19 protein-coding genes are annotated in these 18,372 nt (G+C 72.7%); all 19 read left to right on the top strand.

The window, feature by feature from the left end; translation table 11 throughout:
• Positions 1-116, top strand: a 116-nt coding sequence (locus tag ABT034_RS34440) for a biotin/lipoyl-containing protein (protein ID WP_351221048.1), incomplete at its 5' end; no start/stop codon positions are given.
• A 160-nt stretch (positions 117-276) separates the two neighbouring features.
• Positions 277-606, top strand: coding sequence for a TcmI family type II polyketide cyclase (locus ABT034_RS34435; RefSeq protein ID WP_351221045.1), 330 nt, complete (start codon positions 277-279; stop codon positions 604-606).
• Positions 603-1,874 carry a beta-ketoacyl-[acyl-carrier-protein] synthase family protein gene (locus ABT034_RS34430; protein ID WP_351221044.1) on the top strand — a complete coding sequence of 424 codons (1,272 nt, stop codon included), beginning with the start codon at positions 603-605 and terminating at the stop codon, positions 1,872-1,874. Before ABT034_RS34435 ends, ABT034_RS34430 begins: the two co-directional genes overlap by 4 nt.
• The gene (locus tag ABT034_RS34425) at positions 1,871-3,085 is read left to right on the top strand and encodes a ketosynthase chain-length factor (protein ID WP_351221043.1); all 1,215 of its coding nucleotides are present in this window, start codon (positions 1,871-1,873) and stop codon (positions 3,083-3,085) included. Before ABT034_RS34430 ends, ABT034_RS34425 begins: the two co-directional genes overlap by 4 nt.
• A gap of 42 nt (positions 3,086-3,127) precedes the next feature.
• Positions 3,128-3,397 carry an acyl carrier protein gene (locus tag ABT034_RS34420; RefSeq protein ID WP_351221042.1) on the top strand — a complete coding sequence of 90 codons (270 nt, stop codon included), beginning with the start codon at positions 3,128-3,130 and terminating at the stop codon, positions 3,395-3,397.
• A 59-nt stretch (positions 3,398-3,456) separates the two neighbouring features.
• Positions 3,457-4,251, top strand: a complete 795-nt coding sequence (gene fabG, locus ABT034_RS34415) for a 3-oxoacyl-ACP reductase FabG (RefSeq protein WP_351221041.1) — start codon at positions 3,457-3,459, stop codon at positions 4,249-4,251.
• Between the two features lie 41 nt (positions 4,252-4,292).
• Positions 4,293-5,288, top strand: coding sequence for an aromatase/cyclase (locus ABT034_RS34410; RefSeq protein WP_351221040.1), 996 nt, complete (start codon positions 4,293-4,295; stop codon positions 5,286-5,288).
• A gap of 2 nt (positions 5,289-5,290) precedes the next feature.
• Complete coding sequence (locus tag ABT034_RS34405; RefSeq protein ID WP_351221039.1) at positions 5,291-6,913, top strand: FAD-dependent monooxygenase; 1,623 nt, start codon at positions 5,291-5,293, stop codon at positions 6,911-6,913.
• Complete coding sequence (locus ABT034_RS34400; protein WP_351221047.1) at positions 6,913-8,403, top strand: FAD-dependent monooxygenase; 1,491 nt, start codon at positions 6,913-6,915, stop codon at positions 8,401-8,403. The genes ABT034_RS34405 and ABT034_RS34400 overlap by 1 nt, the downstream gene beginning before the upstream one ends.
• On the top strand, positions 8,400-9,341 hold the full coding sequence (locus tag ABT034_RS34395; RefSeq protein ID WP_351221038.1) for an alpha/beta hydrolase: 942 nt from the start codon (positions 8,400-8,402) through the stop codon (positions 9,339-9,341). The genes ABT034_RS34400 and ABT034_RS34395 overlap by 4 nt, the downstream gene beginning before the upstream one ends.
• A gap of 9 nt (positions 9,342-9,350) precedes the next feature.
• Positions 9,351-10,712, top strand: coding sequence for an MFS transporter (locus ABT034_RS34390; protein WP_351221037.1), 1,362 nt, complete (start codon positions 9,351-9,353; stop codon positions 10,710-10,712).
• The gene (locus ABT034_RS34385; RefSeq protein WP_351221036.1) at positions 10,684-11,427 is read left to right on the top strand and encodes a 4'-phosphopantetheinyl transferase family protein; all 744 of its coding nucleotides are present in this window, start codon (positions 10,684-10,686) and stop codon (positions 11,425-11,427) included. Before ABT034_RS34390 ends, ABT034_RS34385 begins: the two co-directional genes overlap by 29 nt.
• Positions 11,424-12,998, top strand: coding sequence for an acyl-CoA carboxylase subunit beta (locus ABT034_RS34380; RefSeq protein WP_351221035.1), 1,575 nt, complete (start codon positions 11,424-11,426; stop codon positions 12,996-12,998). The genes ABT034_RS34385 and ABT034_RS34380 overlap by 4 nt, the downstream gene beginning before the upstream one ends.
• 74 nt (positions 12,999-13,072) lie before the next feature.
• Complete coding sequence (locus tag ABT034_RS34375) at positions 13,073-13,264, top strand: acyl-CoA carboxylase subunit epsilon (protein WP_351221046.1); 192 nt, start codon at positions 13,073-13,075, stop codon at positions 13,262-13,264.
• Positions 13,265-13,327: 63 nt separating this feature from the next.
• Positions 13,328-13,813, top strand: a complete 486-nt coding sequence (locus ABT034_RS34370) for a nuclear transport factor 2 family protein (RefSeq protein ID WP_351221034.1) — start codon at positions 13,328-13,330, stop codon at positions 13,811-13,813.
• Complete coding sequence (locus ABT034_RS34365; protein WP_351221033.1) at positions 13,813-15,222, top strand: NDP-hexose 2,3-dehydratase family protein; 1,410 nt, start codon at positions 13,813-13,815, stop codon at positions 15,220-15,222. The genes ABT034_RS34370 and ABT034_RS34365 overlap by 1 nt, the downstream gene beginning before the upstream one ends.
• On the top strand, positions 15,219-16,289 hold the full coding sequence (locus tag ABT034_RS34360) for a Gfo/Idh/MocA family protein (RefSeq protein ID WP_351221032.1): 1,071 nt from the start codon (positions 15,219-15,221) through the stop codon (positions 16,287-16,289). Before ABT034_RS34365 ends, ABT034_RS34360 begins: the two co-directional genes overlap by 4 nt.
• The gene (gene rfbA / locus ABT034_RS34355; protein WP_351221031.1) at positions 16,286-17,155 is read left to right on the top strand and encodes a glucose-1-phosphate thymidylyltransferase RfbA; all 870 of its coding nucleotides are present in this window, start codon (positions 16,286-16,288) and stop codon (positions 17,153-17,155) included. The genes ABT034_RS34360 and rfbA overlap by 4 nt, the downstream gene beginning before the upstream one ends.
• Positions 17,156-17,292: 137 nt before the next feature.
• Complete coding sequence (gene rfbB / locus ABT034_RS34350) at positions 17,293-18,261, top strand: dTDP-glucose 4,6-dehydratase (RefSeq protein WP_351221030.1); 969 nt, start codon at positions 17,293-17,295, stop codon at positions 18,259-18,261.
• Positions 18,262-18,372 lie beyond the last annotated feature (111 nt).

Raw genomic sequence — 18,372 nt, 5'->3', positions numbered from 1 at the left:
CGATGAAGATGGAACAGCCCCTCAACGCGCACCGCTCCGGCACCGTCAAGGGCCTGACCGCCGAGGTCGGCGCCTCCGTCACCTCCGGCGCAGCCCTCTGCGACATCAAGGACTGAATTCACGCGTCGACGTCGCCGCGCCCCGGAAATTCACCCGCCCCCGGAAATTCACCCACCCTTTCCCGAACTCTTCCGTATACCTTCCCCGCCACCCCCAGGCCTTCTTCCAGTACGTCCTTTCCCAGGACGGACTTCTTCCGGTGAGGAGAAACAACACATGCACAGCACTCTGATCGTGGCTCGTATGGAACCCGGATCGAGCACCGACGTAGCCAAACTGTTCGCCGAATTCGACGCCTCCGAGATGCCGCATCTCATGGGGACGCGCCGGCGTCAGCTGTTTTCCTACCGGGGCCTCTACTTCCACCTCCAGGACTTCGACACGGACAACGGCGGTGAGCTCATCGAGCAGGCCAAGACCGACCCCCGTTTCGTGGGGATCAGCGAGGACCTGAAGCCCTTCATCCAGGCCTACGACCCGGCCACCTGGCGCTCGCCCGCCGACGCCATGGCCACCCGCTTCTACACCTGGGAGGCGAACGCGTGAGCGCACGACGTGTCGTCATCACCGGCATCGAGGTCCTCGCCCCCGGTGGCACCGGCTCCAAGGAGTTCTGGGACCTGCTCAGCGAGGGCCGTACGGCGACCCGGGGCATCACGTTCTTCGACCCGACGCCGTTCCGCTCCCGCGTCGCCGCCGAGATCGACTTCGACCCGGAGGCCCACGGCCTGACCCCGCAGGAGGTCCGCCGCATGGACCGGGCCGCCCAGTTCGCGGTGGTCGCCGCGCGCGGCGCCGTCTCCGACAGCGGCATCGACCTCGCCGCCCACGACCCGCACCGCGTCGGTGTCACCGTCGGCAGCGCCGTCGGCGCCACCATGGGGCTCGACGAGGAGTACCGGACCGTCAGCGACGGCGGCCGGCTCGAACTCGTCGACCACGAGTACGCGGTGCCGCACCTCTACAACTACCTGGTGCCCAGCTCCTTCTCGGCCGAGGTCGCCTGGGCCGTCGGCGCCGAGGGCCCCAACACCGTGGTCTCCACCGGCTGCACCTCCGGCCTCGACTCCGTCGGCTACGCCGTGGAGCTGATCCGCGAGGGCTCCGCCGACGTCATGGTCGCCGGTTCCTCCGACGCCCCGATCTCCCCGATCACGATGGCCTGCTTCGACGCCATCAAGGCGACGACCAACCGGTACGACGACCCGGCGCACGCCTCCCGGCCCTTCGACGGCACCCGCAACGGCTTCGTGCTCGGCGAGGGCGCGGCCGTCTTCGTCCTGGAGGAGCTGGAGAGCGCCCGCAGGCGCGGCGCCCACATCTACGCGGAGATCGCCGGCTACGCCACCCGGAGCAACGCGTACCACATGACCGGTCTGCGGCCGGACGGCGCCGAGATGGCGGAGGCGATCCGGATCGCGCTCGACGAGGCGCGGATGAACCCCACCGAGATCGACTACATCAACGCGCACGGCTCGGGCACCAAGCAGAACGACCGCCACGAGACCGCCGCCTTCAAGAAGAGCCTCGGCGAGCACGCGTACCGGACCCCGGTCAGCTCGATCAAGTCGATGGTCGGCCACTCCCTCGGCGCCATCGGCTCCATCGAGATCGCCGCCTCGGCCCTCGCCATGGAACACAACGTGGTGCCGCCGACGGCGAACCTCCACACCCCGGACCCCGAGTGCGACCTGGACTACGTCCCGCTCGTCGCCCGCGAGCAGCTCACGGACACCGTCCTGACCGTCGGCAGCGGATTCGGCGGCTTCCAGAGCGCCATGGTGCTGGCCCGTCCCGAGAGGAAGACCGCATGAGCGCGTCCGTGGTGGTGACTGGACTGGGTGTCGCCGCGCCCAACGGCCTCGGCCGGGAGGACTTCTGGGCCTCGACCCTCGGCGGCAAGAGCGGCATCGGCCGGCTCACCCGCTTCGACCCCTCCGGATACCCGGCGCGCCTCGCCGGCGAGGTGCCCGGCTTCGCCGCCGAGGAGCACCTCCCGAGCCGGCTGCTGCCGCAGACCGACCGGGTGACCCGGATCGCGCTGGTCGCCGCCGACTGGGCGCTGGCCGACGCGGGCGTCAGACCGGACGAGCAGGGCGAGTTCGACATGGGCGTGGTGACGGCCAGCTCATCCGGCGGCTTCGAGTTCGGCCAGGGCGAGCTGCAGAAGCTGTGGAGCCAGGGCAGCCAGCACGTCAGCGCGTACCAGTCCTTCGCCTGGTTCTACGCGGTGAACAGCGGCCAGATATCGATCCGCAACGGCATGAAGGGCCCCAGCGGTGTCGTCGTCAGCGACCAGGCCGGCGGCCTCGACGCCGTCGCCCAGGCCCGCCGCCAGATCCGCAAGGGCACCCCCCTGATCGTCTCCGGCGGTGTCGACGCCTCCCTCTGCCCCTGGGGCTGGGTGGCGCAGCTCGCCTCCGACCGCCTCAGCACCAGCGAGGAGCCGACCCGGGCGTACGTGCCCTTCGACCGCGAGGCCCGCGGCCATGTGCCCGGCGAGGGCGGTGCGATCCTCGTCATGGAGGCCGCGGAGGCCGCCCGGGAGCGCGGCGCCCGGATCTACGGCGAGATCGCCGGATACGGCTCGACCTTCGACCCCCGCCCCGGCAGCGGACGCGAGCCCGGTCTGCGTAAGGCCATCGAACTCGCCCTCGCCGACGCTGAACTGACGCCCCGTGACGTCGACGTCGTCTTCGCGGACGCCGCCGCCGTCCCCGAGCTCGACCGCGTCGAGGCCGACGCCATCAACAGCGTCTTCGGCACCGGGGCCGTCCCCGTCACCGCGCCCAAGACGATGACCGGCCGGCTGTACTCCGGGGCCGCGCCGCTCGACCTTGCCGCCGCGTTCCTCGCCATGGACGAGGGCGTCATCCCGCCCACCGTGAACGTCGACCCGGCCGCCGAGTACGGCCTCGACCTGGTCGTCTCCCAGCCCCGTACCGCCGAGGTGAACACCGCCCTGGTGCTTGCCCGCGGCCACGGCGGCTTCAACTCCGCGATGGTCGTCCGCGCCGCGAACTGACTTTCCACCCCCCGTCCGTACCTCACCCACAGGAGAAGAACCATGAGCACCCAGCCCTTCACCCTCGACGACCTCAAGCGGATCCTGCGCGAGGGCGCCGGCGCCGCCGAGGGCGTCGACCTCGACGGCGACATCCTCGACAGCCACTTCGAGACGCTCGGTTACGAGTCGCTCGCCCTCCTGGAGACCGGCAGCCGCATCGAGCGCGAGTACGCCATCACCCTCGACGACGACGTGCTGTCCGACGCCGACACCCCGCGCGCCCTCATCGACGCGGTCAACGCCCACCTGTCGGCCGTCACCGCCGCCTGACCGACCGCCCCCCGGCACCCGCCGTCCGTACGCACCCCGGCAGAGAAGAGACAGCAAGCATGACCCAGCAGGAGAAGCAGGAGAAGAGGGTCGCCCTCGTCACCGGAGGCACCAGCGGCATCGGTCTCGCCGTCGCCCGGCTCCTCGCGTCCCAGGGCCACCGCGTGTTCCTCGGCGCCCGTAACGCGGAGAACGTCGCCGCCACCGTCAAGCAGCTCCAGGACGAGGGCCACGAGGTCGACGGCACCACGCTCGACGTGCGCTCCGGCGACGACGTCCAGGCCTTCGTCCGCGCCGCCGTCGACCGCTTCGGCACCGTCGACGTCCTCGTCAACAACGCCGGCCGCAGCGGCGGCGGCCCCACGGCCGACCTCACCGACGAGCTGTGGAACGACGTCATCGACACCAACCTCAACAGCGTCTTCCGGCTCACCCGCGAGGCCCTCACCACCGGCGGCATGCGGGAGAAGTCCCGCGGCCGCATCATCAACATCGCCTCGACCGCCGGAAAGCAGGGCGTCGTCCTCGGCGCCCCCTACTCGGCCTCCAAGCACGGCGTCGTCGGCTTCACCAAGGCCCTCGGCAACGAGCTCGCCCCCACCGGCATCACCGTCAACGCGGTCTGCCCCGGCTACGTCGAGACCCCGATGGCGCAGCGCGTCCGGCAGGGCTACGCCGCCGCGTACGACACCTCCGAGGACGCCATCCTCGAGAAGTTCCAGTCGAAGATCCCGCTCGGCCGCTACTCCACCCCCGAGGAGGTGGCCGGCCTCGTCGGGTACCTCGCGTCGGACACCGCCGCCTCCATCACCTCGCAGGCGCTCAACGTCTGCGGCGGCCTCGGCAACTTCTGATCCCCGGCGACCAACCCGCCCCATCCCGAGGAGAATTCACGATGACGACCCGTGAGATCGAGCACGAGATCACCGTCGCGGCCCCGGCCCGGGCCGTGTACCGGCTGATCGCCGAGGTGGAGCACTGGCCGCGGATCTTCCCGCCCACCCTCTACGTCGACCACGTGGAACGCGGTGAGCGGGAGGAGCGCATCCGGATCTGGGCGACCGCCAACGGCGCCCCCAAGAACTGGACGTCCAAGCGGACCCTGGACCCGGAGAACCTCCGGATCACCTTCCGCCAGGAGGTCTCCACCCCGCCCGTCGCCGCCATGGGCGGCGCCTGGATCATCGAGCCGGTCTCCGCGACCGAGTCCCGGATCCGGCTGCTGCACGACTACCGGGCCGTCGACGACGACCCGGAGGGCCTGAAGTGGATCGAGGAGGCCGTCGACCGCAACTCGCGCTCCGAGCTCGCCGCCCTCAAGACGAACGTCGAACTGGCCCACGCCTCCGAGGAGATCACCTTCTCCTTCGAGGACACCGTACGCGTCGAAGGCTCCGCCAAGGACGTGTACGACTTCGTCAACGAGGCGGACCTCTGGCCCGAGCGGCTGCCGCACGTCGCCACCGTGCGCTTCGAGGAGGAGACGCCCGGCCTGCAGAGCCTGGAGATGGACACCCGGGCCAAGGACGGCTCCACCCACACCACGAAGTCGTACCGGGTGACCTTCCCGCACCACCGGATCGCCTACAAGCAGATCACCCTGCCGGCGCTGATGAACCTGCACACCGGCTACTGGACGTTCACGGAGGACGAGGACGGCGTCAGCGCCTCCTCCCAGCACACCGTCGTCCTCAACACCGACAACATCGCGCGGATCCTCGGCGCCGACGCCACCGTCGCCGACGCCCGCGACTACGTGCGCACGGCGCTCAGCACCAACAGCCGGGCCACCCTCGGGTACGCCAAGGAGTACGCCGAAACCAAGGCCGGGACCGGGGGCACCGACCCCCGGACCGGGGACGCCGAGCCCCGTACCGAGGGCAAGGGCTGATCATGCCGACCCTGGAGACCGACGTCGTCGTCATCGGTGCCGGTCCCACCGGCCTGATGCTCGCCGGCGAACTGCGGCTCGGCGGCGCGGACGTGATCGTCCTGGAGGCCAGGGACACCCCCACCACCGAGTCCCGGGCCTCCACCCTCCACGCCCGCACGATGGAGCTGCTCGACGAGCGGGGCCTGCTGACCCCGCTCGGCACCCCGCCGTCGGAGCCCCGCGGGCACTTCGGCGGCATCCCGCTCGACCTGACGCTGCCCAGCCCCCACCCCGGGCAGTGGAAGGTCGAGCAGACCCGGACCGAGGCGCTGCTCCAGGAATGGGCCACCGGCCTGGGGGCCGACCTCCGGCGCGGCCACGCCTGCTTCTCCCTCACGGTGACGGAGGCGTACGTCGAGGCCGGAGCCACCGGCCCGGACGGCCGGGAGGTACGCGTCCGGGCGCGGTACCTCGTCGGCTGCGACGGGGAGCAGAGCACCGTACGGGCCCTGGCCGGGGCCGAGTTCCCCGGCCAGGAGGCCCGGCGCGAGCTGCTCCGCGCGGACGTGGCCGGGATCGACGTCCCGAACCGCCGCTTCCAGCGGCTGCCCGGCGGACTCGCCGTGGCGGCGCGGAGGGACGGCGTCACCCGGGTGATGGTGCACGAGTTCGGCAGGCCTGCGCTCCCCCGTACCGGAGAACCCGGATTCGACGAGGTCGTGGACGTGTGGAAGCGGGTCACGGGGGAGGACATCAGCGGCGGCACCCCGCTCTGGGTCAACTCCTTCCACGACGCCAACCGCCAGCTCACCCGCTACCGCGACGGACGCGTCCTGTGGGCGGGGGACGCCGCCCACCAGCAGATGCCCATCGGCGGCCAGGCCCTCAACCTGGGCCTCCAGGACGCCGTCAACCTCGGCTGGAAACTGGCCGCCACCGTGCGCGGCACCGCCCCCGCCGGGCTGCTCGACACGTACCACGACGAACGGCACGCCGTCGGCCGCCAGGTCCTCGGCAACATCAGGGCGCAGGCCCTGCTGCTCCTCGGCGGCCCCGAGGCGGAACCCGTCCGCGCCCTGCTCGGCCCGCTCATCGGCCTCGACGAGGTACGCGCGCACCTGGCCGGCAAGATCTCCGGCCTCGGCATCCGGTACGAGCCCGCAGGGGCCGGCTCCGGGTCAGCGGCCGTGCATCCGCTGACCGGCACCCGGCTGCCCCGGACCGCCCTCGCCGAAGGCCATGAGGCGGTGGACCGGCACCTGCGCGCCGGGCGCGGACTGTTCGTGGTCCTCACCGACGACGGCACAACCGACGACGGCACCACCGCCGGTGAGGCCGCCGCCCGGCCCGGGCGGGTCGGCGTCGCCGTCGCCCGGCCCGTGCCCGGCGGCGTCCTCGACGGCCTCGACGCCGTCCTCGTACGGCCCGACGGCTATCTGGCCTGGACCTCGGCGGACGGCGAAGGACCGGAAGCGGCCCTGCGCCGCTGGTTCGGCGCTCCCACCCATCCACTCCGCGGAAGGACCCCGGAACCATGCCCCAGTCCGCTCCCCACCCGAACACGCCCACCGACGCCGGCACCCGCGCCGGCGCCGATACCGACATCGACGTCATCGTCATCGGTGCCGGCCCCACCGGACTGATGCTCGCCGGCGAGCTGCGCCTCGGCGGCGCCCGGGTCCTCGTCGCGGAGCGCCTGGAGCGGCCCACCGGCCAGTCCCGCGGGCTCGGCTTCACCGCCCGCGCGATGGAGGTCTTCGACCAGCGCGGACTGCTGCCCCGCTTCGGCCAGGGCGAGACCCTGGAGACCAGCCCGCTGGGGCACTTCGGCGGCGTGCAGTTCGACTACACCGTCCTGGAGGGCGCCCACTTCGGCGCCCGCGGCATCCCGCAGTACACCACCGAGACGGTCCTGGAGGAGTGGGCGGCCGAACTCGGCGCGGACATCCGCCGCGGCTGGGAGTTCACCGGACTCACCCAGGACGAGGACGCCGTGGAGGTCACCGTCCGCACCCCGGAGGGGGAGCGGCGGCTCCGCGCGGCCTACGTGGTCGGCTGCGACGGCGGGCACAGCCCGGTCCGCAAGGCCGCGGGCTTCGACTTCCCCGGCACTCCCGCCACCCGCGAGATGTACCTCGCGGACGTCGTCGGCTGCGGCCTGAAGCCGCGGTTCCTCGGCGAACGGCTGCCGGAGGGCATGGTGATGGCCGCGCCGCTCGCCGAGGGCGTCGACCGGATCATCGTCTGCCCGCACGGCACCCCGCCCCGCGACCGCCGCGACGCCGAGGCCGTGAGCTTCGCCGAGGTGGCCGCCGCCTGGCAGCGCATCACCGGTGAGGACATCAGCGGCGGCTCGGCGGAATGGGTCAGCTCGTTCACCGACACCACCCGCCAGGCCACCGAGTACCGGCGCGGCCGCGTCCTGCTCGCGGGCGACGCCGCCCACATCCACCTGCCGGCCGGCGGCCAGGGCCTCAGCACCGGCGTCCAGGACGCCGCCAACCTGGGCTGGAAGCTCGCCGCCGCGGTACGCGGCACGGCGCCGGACGGGCTGCTCGACACGTACCACGGCGAACGCCACCCGGTGGGGCAGCGCCTCCTCATGAACACCCGGGCCCAGGGCACGGTCTTCCTCGGCGGTGAGGAGTCGGACCCGCTGCGCGAGCTGTTCACCGAACTCCTCGCGTACGACGACGTGAAGCGGCACCTGGCCGGTGTCGTCAGCGGCCTCGACATCCGGTACGGGGGGGAGGACGGCGAGCCGGACGGCACCCTCACCGGGGCGCGGCTCGCGCACCGGGCGCTCACCACCGCGGCGGGGGAGACCAGCACGACGCGGCTGCTCCACTCCGCGCAGGGCGTGCTGCTCGACCTCGCGGACGACCCGGGGGTACGGCAGACCGCGGCGGCCTGGAAGGACCGGGTGGTCACCGTGACCGGCGTACCGCACCCGGTCACCGGCACGGACGTGCTCGCGGGCACGGCCGCCGTCCTGGTCCGGCCGGACGGGCACATCGTGTGGACGACCTCGGAGGGGACGGACGGCGAGGGCCTGGAAGCGGCCCTGACGCGCTGGTTCGGCCCGCCCGTCCCGGGCTCGAGCCCGGCTGCCGACGGCGGCGTGTCCCGGTGACCACCACGACGAGCGCTCCGGCGACGCCCCTCACCGGGGGCGTACGCCGGATCGTCCTGGACGGCGCCGGGATCCCGATCTCCGCACTCCTCGCCGAACCGGGGCAGGAGTACGGCCACGGGCACGGGCGGGCTCCCGGGGAACGCGCGGCGCCGCGCGCGACCGTCGTCGCCCTGCACGGCGGCGGCATGAGCGCGGGCTACTTCCACGGCCAGGCCCAGCCCGGCCTGTCCCTGCTCACCCTGGGCGCGCGCCTCGGCTTCACCGTCCTCTCCCTGGACCGGCCCGGATACGGCGAGTCCACCGCCCGGCTGCCCCACGGCCAGACGCTGACCGAACAGTCGGACACCCTGCGCGCCGCCCTCGCGGACTTCGCCGGCCGCCACGCCACCGGCGCCGGACTCTTCCTGCTCGCCCACTCCTACGGAGGGAAGCTCGCGCTGACCGCCGCCGCGCACGACACCGGAACCGCCGGCGCCCCGCTCCTGGGGCTCGACGTCTCCGGCTGCGGCCAGGAGTACGCGGTGGGGCCCGACGACCTCCCCGGGAGCCGGGGCCACGGCCACTGGACCCGGAACTGGGGCGCCCTGCGCCTCTACCCGCCGGGCACCTTCACGGCCAGCGGCGCGCTCGTCGCCCCCATGCCGGAACGGGAACGGGCCGAGGCACTGCGCTGGCCCGGGATGTTCCCGGAGGTGGCCGCCCGGGTCCGCGTACCCGTACGGCTGACCTTCGCGGAGTACGAGTCGTGGTGGCGCCACGACGAAGCGGCCCTCGCCCGGCTCACCGGCCGCTTCACCGCCGCCCCCCGGCTCCTCGTCGAACGGCTGCCGGACGCCGGACACAACATCAGCCTGGGCCTGACGGCCCGTACGTACCATCTGCGGGCCCTCGCGTTCCTGGAGGAGTGCCTCGCGACCCTGCGACCCGAGGTGTGACCCCCGCTCATGGTGAAGGCCCGATCGAACACCTTCCGCTCCCTGTCCGTCCGCAACTTCCGGCTGTTCGCCGCCGGACAGGTGGTGTCGGTGGCCGGCACCTGGACGATGGTCGTCGCCCAGGACTGGCTGGTCCTCGGCATGACCGGCGACTCGGGTACGGCCCTCGGGGCCGTGACCGCCCTCCAGTTCACCCCGATGCTGCTCCTCACCCTCTACGGTGGCCGGCTCGCCGACCGCCACGACAAGCGGATGCTGCTGACCCTCGCCAACCTGGCGGCCGGGGCCCTCGCCCTGGTCCTCGCGGTGCTCGTCCTCACCGGCACCGTCCGCCTCTGGCACATCTGGCTGCTCGCGCTCGGCATCGGCATCGTCAACGCCGTCGAGGTCCCCACCCGCATGTCCTTCGTCGGTGAACTGGTCGGCAACGAACTCCTCCCCAACGCCTCCGCCCTGAGCGCCGCGTACTTCAGCGTCGCCCGGGTCGCGGGACCTGCCCTCGCCGGACTGCTCATCACCGGCTTCGGCACCGGCTGGGCCATCGCCCTCAACGCGGTCAGCTACCTCGCCACCGTGACGGGGCTGCGCATGATGCGGCCGGAGGAGAACCGCGGGGCCACCGCCGGGGGTCGGGGCGGACGCCGGGACGCGCGGGTCATCGACGGCCTGCGCTACACGGCCTCCCGCGCCGATCTCACCCTCCCCATGGCGCTGGTCGCGGTGATCGGCCTCTTCGGCATGAACTTCCAGCTCACCCTGCCGCTGCTCGCCAAGACCGTCTTCGACGCCGACGCCGCCTCCTTCGGGCTGCTCACCACCGCCTTCGCCGCGGGCTCCCTGCTCGGTGCCATCGCCGGCACCCGGCGCAGCGGCCGCCCCGCCGCCCGTACCGTCATCGGCTCCGCCCTCGCCTTCGGGGTCCTGGAGACGGCGGCCGGCTGGGCGCCCGGCTTCCTCGCGGCGGTCGGCCTGCTCACGCTCACCGGCTTCGCGTCGATCTACTTCGCCCAGGCGGCGAACCACCGGATCCAGCTCGGCAGCGACCCCCGCTACCGGGGGCGGATCCTCGCCCTGTACACCCTGATCCTTCAGGGCTCCACCCCGCTGGGAGCCCTGCTCGTCGGTCTGCTCACCGAACGGTTCGGCGGCCGCGCGGGGCTCTGGCTCGGCGGCCTGGTGTCCCTGGCGGCCGCGCTCGCCGCCCTCGCCTTCGAGTACCGGAGGACACGGGTCCGCCCCCGCGGAGGCGGCACCGGCGCCGCGCCCCCCGAGCCCGGCCCCGACTCCGACCTCGACGCCCGACCCGGCCCCGATGCCGACTCCCACGAAAGGCTGGTCCGCGATGCCGCTCCTGAGGGTCGCGGACGATGACCTCCACCTCTGGACCCTGCGCCCGCCCCCGGTGGACTCCGCCGCCGCCCGCGCCCTCGCGACCGGGGAGCTCGACCGTGCGGAACGGCACCGGGCGGACGCCTACGTACGACCCGGCGACCGGGTCCAGTACCTGGCGGCGCACCTCGCGCTGCGCCGGGTCCTCGCCCCGTACACCGGCGTCCCCGCGCGGCGGCTGCGCTTCGGCAGGGAGGCGGCGGGGCGGCCCGTGCTGCTCGGCGTACCCCGCGCGCCCTCCTTCTCGCTCTCGCACAGCCACGGCCTGGTGCTGCTCGGGGTGGCACGGCGGCCGGTGGGGGTCGACGTGCAGCGCGTCCCGCCGTACGCGACCGCCGAGCTGTGCCGCGGCGCGCTCCACCCGGCCGAGCAGGAGGAACTCGCGGCCCTGCCCGAACCCCGGCTCGCCGAGGCCTTCGCCCGGCTGTGGACCCGTAAGGAGGCCTACCTGAAAGGCCTCGGCACCGGACTCGCCCGGGGCCTCTCCGCCGACTACCTGGGGGAGTCCGGGCGGGACGGCGCCCGGCGCCCCGCCGGCTGGGTCGTCCTCGACCTGGCGGGCGGGCCGGACCACGCGGCGGCCGCCGCACTCCGTACCGACAGCACACCTCGGGTCACGACGAGGGAAGTGCGGCCCGAGGACCTGACCAGCACGACGCACGACACGCACACCGAAAGGGGAGTGGGAAGCGCATGACCACGACGTCCACGGCCGCGGGAGCCCTCGCGGACCGACTCACCGAACTCGGCCGCCTCCGGGAGCTGGCCCAGGAGGGCCCCGATCCGGGCGCCACCGAACGCCAGCACGCCAAGGGCAAACTGACGGCCCGTGAGCGGATCGGGCTGCTCCTCGACAAGGGGAGCTTCACGGAGATCGAGCAGCTGCGCCGGCACCGCGCGACGGGTTTCGGCCTCGAGGCGAAGAAGCCGTACACCGACGGTGTGATCACCGGCTGGGGCACGGTCGAGGGCCGGACGGTCTTCGTGTACGCCCACGACTTCCGGATCTTCGGCGGCGCGCTCGGTGAGGCGCACGCGACGAAGATCCACAAGATCATGGACATGGCCATCGCGGCCGGTGCTCCGCTGGTCTCCCTCAACGACGGCGCGGGTGCCCGTATCCAGGAGGGTGTCTCGGCGCTCGCCGGATACGGCGGCATCTTCCAGCGCAACACCCGGGCGAGCGGGGTGATCCCGCAGATCTCGGTGATGCTCGGCCCGTGCGCCGGCGGCGCCGCCTACAGCCCCGCCCTCACCGACTTCGTGTTCATGGTCCGCGAGACCTCGCAGATGTTCATCACCGGACCGGACGTCGTCAAGGCGGTCACCGGCGAGGAGATCACCCAGAACGGCCTCGGCGGCGCCGACGTCCACGCGGGCGTCTCCGGCGTCTCCCACTTCGTCTACGACGACGAGGAGACCTGCCTGGCCGAGGTCCGCTACCTCCTGTCGATGCTCCCGCAGAACAACCGCGACCTGCCGCCTCTCGCACCCAGCTCGGACCCGGTGGACCGGCCGGGCGACCGTCTCCTCGACCTCGTCCCCGCCGACGGCAACCGTTCGTACGACGTCCGCGGCGTCATCGAGGAACTCGTCGACGACGGCGAGTACATGGAGGTGCACGGCGCCTGGGCGCTCAACCTGGTGTGCGCCTTCGCCCGGCTCGACGGGCACGTCGTCGGGATCGTGGCGAACCAGCCGGCCGCCATGGCGGGCGTCCTCGACATCAAGGCCTCCGAGAAGGGGGCGCGCTTCGTGCAGTTCTGCGACGCCTTCAACATCCCGCTCGTCACCCTCGTCGACGTCCCCGGCTTCCTGCCCGGCGTCGACCAGGAGCACGACGGCATCATCCGGCGCGGCGCCAAGCTGCTCTACGCGTACTGCAACGCGACCGTGCCCCGGATCTCCGTCGTCCTGCGCAAGGCCTACGGCGGCGCGTACATCGTCATGGACTCGCGTTCGATCGGCGCCGACATCTCCCTCGCCTGGCCCACCAACGAGATCGCCGTCATGGGCGCGGAGGGCGCCGCCAACGTGGTCTTCCGGCGCGAGATCGCCGCCGCCGACGACCCCGAGGCCATGCGCCGCCAGAAGATCGAGGAGTACCGCGAGGAACTCGTGCACCCCTACTACGCGGCCGAACGCGGACTCGTCGACGACGTCGTCGACCCGCGCGACACCCGCCGGGTGCTGTGCCGGTCCGTCGCCATGCTCGCCGCCAAACACGCCGACCTGCCGCGCCGCAAGCACGGCAACCCGCCCCAGTAGGAGGCCCGATGACCGCCCCGGCCCACTCCGCCCACCCCGCCCCCTCCTCCGACCCCGCCCACCTCGTGCGTGTCATGCGCGTCGAGAAGGGCGCGCCCAGCCCCGAGGAACTCGCCGCCGTCACCGCCGTCCTGCTCGCCCGTACGCAGGCGCCCGCGACCGCCGCCCCCGTCTCCCGGCCCGTCGCCGGCTGGCGCCGCCTTGAGCGGGTCGGCGGCTTCCAGGGGCCCCGCACCTGGCAGTCCACGGGCCCGAACCGCCACTGACCTCCCGAGCCACTGACCCCTGCCCCGGACCCCCCTGACCCACGACCGACAGAGGCCGACACCATGACATCCACCGCAACCGCCTCCTCACTCGACGAACTGCGCTCCGCCGTCAGGACGTTGACCGACCGCGCCGATATAGCCGAGGTCTGCGACCGGTACGCCGCGCACCTCGACAGGAACCGGGGCAGCGACCACTGGTTCGACTCGGTCTTCACCGACGACGTCCACCTCGTCTTCCCCATGGGCGAGTACAAGGGCTTCGAAGGCCTCGCCCGTTTCCAGCAGATGGCCCGTACGACCTTCGCCCGCACCCACCACATCAGCGGCGCGTACGCGATCGAGCTGAGCGGCGACGAGGCCGAGGTGCGCGCGCACCTCACCGCCTTCCACGTCCGCGACGCCGCCGTGCCCTCGGCGCACTTCGCCATCGGCGGCCACTACGACGCCCGGGTCGTCCGCACCCCGGCGGGCTGGCGCATCCGCTCCTTCACCTTCGACCTGGTCTGGAACGCCGGCGAGGCCCCCGGAGCGAAGGGACACTCCTGATGACCACGACCACGACGGCCGCCTCCCTCACCCCGCGCGCACCCGAAGGGCTCGCCGAGCGGATCGCCCTCTCCGCCGCCACCACCCGGGGCGCCCACCTGTCGACCGAGGACTTCCACGCCTGGCTCGACGGACGCCGCCGCGCCCACACCTTCCGCGTCGACCGGGTCCCCTTCGACGCGCTCGACGGCTGGTTCTTCGAGGAGGACGGCGGCAACCTGGTCCACCGCAGCGGCCGGTTCTTCAGCGTCGAGGGCCTCCATGTCGTCGAGGAGGGCGGCCCGTACGGCGACGGCCCGTACCGCTCCTGGCACCAGCCCGTCATCAAACAGCCCGAGGTCGGCATCCTCGGCATCCTCGCCAGGGAGTTCGACGGCGTCCTGCACTTCCTCATGCAGGCCAAGATGGAACCGGGCAACCGCAATCTGCTCCAGCTGTCGCCGACCGTCCAGGCCACCCGCAGCAACTACACCAAGGCGCACCGCGGCGGCGACGTGAAGTACATCGAGTACTTCACCAGCTCCGAGCACGGCACCGTCGTCGCGGACTCCCTCCAGTCGGAGCACGGCGCCTGGTTCTTCCGGAAGTCCAACCGCAACATGATCGTCGAGGCCACCGGCGAGGTCCCGCTCCTGGACGACTTCTGCTGGCTCACCCTCGGGCAGATCGGTGAACTCCTGCACCGGGACAACGTGATCAACATGGACGCGCGGACCGTGCTGTCCTGCGTGCCGTACGAGGACACCGCGGCGAGCGCGCTGCTCTCCGACGTCCGCCTCCTCTCCTGGTTCACCGGCGAACGCTCCCGCCACGACGTACGCGCGCGGCGCGTCCCGCTGCGGGACCTGCCCGGCTGGAAGCGCGGCGCGGAGACCATCGAGCACGAGGAAGGCCGCCACTTCAAGGTCGTCGCCGCGTCCGTGCAGGCCGGGAACCGCGAAGTCACCAGCTGGACACAGCCGTTGATCGAACCGATCGGTCTTGGCGTCGCCGCCTTCCTGACCCGTGACTTCGACGGCGTCCCGCACTACCTGGTGCACGCCCGGGTCGAGGGCGGCTTCCTCGACACCGTCGAACTCGCCCCCACCGTCCAGTACACCCCCGGGAACTACGCCCACCTGCCGGCCGACGAGCGTCCCCTCTTCCTCGACCACGTCCTCGGCGCCGACCCCGCCCGCATCCGCTACGAGGCCGTGCACTCCGAGGAGGGCGGCCGGTTCCTCAACGCCGAGAGCCGCTACCTCCTGGTGGACGCCGACGAGGAGCAGGCCCCCGCCGACCCGCCGCCCGGCTACGCCTGGGCGACCGCCGCCCAGCTCACCTCACTCACCCGGCACGGCCACTACCTCAACGTCCAGGCCCGTACCCTGCTCGCCTGCGTCCACGCCCGGGCGGTGCGGGCCCGGTGAGCACCCCCGTACGGCCGGGGAGCACCCCCGTACCCCTGCGCATCGGCGTCCTGGGCTGCGCCGACATCGCCGTCCGGCGCATGATGCCCGCCATGGCCGCGCTCCCGGAGACCGAGGTCACCGCGGTCGCCAGCCGGGACCCGGCGAAGGCCGCCGCCGCGGCCGCCCCCTACGGCGCGGCGGCGGTCCCGGGCTACGAGGCCCTGCTGCGGCGGGACGACGTCGACGCGGTGTACGTACCGCTGCCGGCCGCCCTGCACGCCGAGTGGACCGAGGCCGCCCTGCGCGCGGGCAAGCACGTCCTGGCGGAGAAGCCGCTCACCACCGACCCGGAGAGCACCGCCGCCCTGCTCGACCTGGCCGCCGCGTCGGGGCTCGCGCTGATGGAGAACGTGATGTTCGTGCATCACCGGCTCCACACGGACGTCCGCAAGCTCGTCGCGGACGGGGCCATCGGTGAACTCCGCGCGATGCACGCCTCGTTCGGCATCCCGCGACTGCCCGACACCGACATCCGGCACGATCCGGCCCTCGGCGGCGGCGCCCTCGGCGACGTCGGCGTCTACCCGCTGCGGGCCGCCCAGCACCTGCTCGGCGACGACCTCGACGTCCTCGGCGCGCACCTCGTCCGGGGCGCCGGCAGCCGGGTCGAGACCGCCGGCGGGGCGCTGCTCGCCACCCCGGCCGGGGTGACCGCGCACATCGCCTTCGGCATGGACCACGGCTACCGGTCGGCGTACGAGCTGTGGGGCAGCGAGGGCCGTCTCACCGTCGAGCGGGCCTACACCCCGCCGGCCGACCACCGCCCGGTCGTGCGCCTCGAAACCCGTACCGGAGTCGAGGAGCACGTCCTGGACGCCGACGACCAGGTCCGCAACACGGTCGCCGCCTTCGCCGCCCTCACCGCGGCCGTACGCGCCGGGGGCCCCGTCGCCCAGGACCGGAAGGCGCCGCTGCGCCAGGCCCGGCTGCTCGACGCCGTACGCCGCCGCGCCGCCCCGACGCCGCACCTTGAACGCCGCCCCGCCCCCCACGAGGCTGGGAACCCCACGAGGAGAGAACTGTGAAAGGCATCATCCTGGCCGGAGGCCACGGCACCCGGCTGCACCCGATCACCCTCGGCACGTCCAAGCAGATGCTGCCGGTCTACGACAAGCCGATGATCTACTACCCGCTCTCGGTGCTCATGCTCGCCGGGATCCGGGACATCCAGATCATCTCGTCGCCCGACGACATCGACAACTTCCGCCGCCTGCTCGGGGACGGCTCGCCGCTGGGCATCTCGCTCAGCTACGCCGTCCAGAACGAGCCGCGCGGCCTCGCCGAGGCGTTCGTCATCTCCGCCGACCACATCGGCGACGACTCCGTCGCCCTCGTCCTCGGCGACAACATCTTCCACGGCCCCGGCTTCTCCGCGATCCTCCAGGAGAAGGCCCGGAACGTCGACGGCTGCGTGCTCTTCGGCTACCCGGTCCGCGACCCCGAGCGGTACGGCGTCGGCGAGGTCGACGCGGCCGGACGGCTCGTGTCCCTGGAGGAGAAGCCGGCGCACCCCCGCTCCGACCTCGCCATCACCGGGCTCTACTTCTACGACAACGGCGTCGTCGACATCGCCAAGAACCTCACGCCCTCCGCGCGCGGCGAACTGGAGATCACCGACGTCAACCGCGTCTACCTGGAGCGGGGTCAGGCCGAACTGGTGTCCCTCGGGCGCGGGTTCGTCTGGCTCGACGCCGGAACCCACGACGCGCTCACCGAGGCCGGCCAGTACGTGCAGATCCTGGAGCACCGCCAGGGCGTCCGGCTCGCCTGCCTGGAGGAGGTCGCCTGGCGCATGGGCTTCATCGACCGCGAGGCCTGCCTGCGGCTCGGCGAACAGCTCGCGAAGTCCCCGTACGGCCAGTACGTGATGGAGATAGCGCGCGCCGGCTGACCCGCTCCCGGGCAGCATCCGTTCCCGGGCAGCATCCGTTCCCGGGCAGCACCTGTTCCCGGGAGGCGCCCGCTTCCCCGAGAAGCCCGCTCCCGTCACCACCCTCGTCCACTCGACACGCTCCTCGGAGGAACGCCATGAGGACCCTCGTCACCGGCGGCGCCGGATTCATCGGCTCCCACTACGTCCGCTCCCTGCTCGCGGGGGAGTACGGCGGCGACGGCACGGACACCGTCACCGTCCTCGACAAGCTGACCTACGCGGGGAACCGGGCCAACCTGCCCGCCTCCCACGACCGGCTCACGTTCGTCCGCGGCGACATCTGCGACCTGCCGCTCCTGCTCGACCTGCTCCCCGGGCACGACGCGGTCGTCCACTTCGCCGCCGAGTCCCACGTCGACCGCTCCCTCGACTCGGCCGCCGAATTCGTCCGCACCAACGTCCTCGGCACCCAGACGGTCCTGGAGGCCGCGCTGCGCACCGGCGTCGAGCGGCTCGTGCACGTCTCCACCGACGAGGTGTACGGCACGATCGACGAGGGCTCGTGGACCGAGGACTTCCCGCTGCTCCCGAACTCCCCGTACGCCGCCTCCAAGGCGAGCTCCGACCTGGTGGCCCGCTCCTACTGGCGCACCCACGGGCTCGACCTGTCGATCACCCGCTGCTCCAACAACTACGGCCCGTACCAGCACCCCGAGAAGCTCATCCCCCGGTTCGTGACGAACCTCCTGGAGGGCCTCCCGGTGCCGGTCTACGGCGACGGGCGCAACGTCCGTGAGTGGCTGCACGTCGACGACCACTGCCGGGCCCTGAACCTCGTCCTCAACCGGGGCCGGGCGGGTGAGACGTACAACATCGGCAGCGGGAACGAGCTCGACAACCTCTCCCTGACCGAACGCGTCCTCGACCTCTGCGGCGCGGACCGCTCGATGATCCGGTACGTCGAGGACCGCAAGGGCCACGACCTGCGGTACTCGCTCTCCGACGCCAAGATCCGCGAGGAGCTCGGCTACACGCCCCTGACGTCCTTCGAGGACGGCCTGCGCCGGACCGTGGAGTGGTACCGCGACCACCCCGACTGGTGGAAGCCTTCCAAGGAGAGCTGACGCGGGCGCCCGCCACGTGGGTCACGCGGAGGCGGCCGGCGAACCGGATGACCCGGCCCCCGAGCCACCGCCCGACCCCGGTCACGGCCTCCCCGGCCGCCTCCCCCTCGA

Origin of the sequence: Streptomyces sp. NPDC002773, assembly GCF_040295605.1 — a bacterium.
Lineage (GTDB): Bacteria > Actinomycetota > Actinomycetes > Streptomycetales > Streptomycetaceae > Streptomyces.
This window is presented reverse-complemented; position numbering and strand designations above follow the sequence as displayed.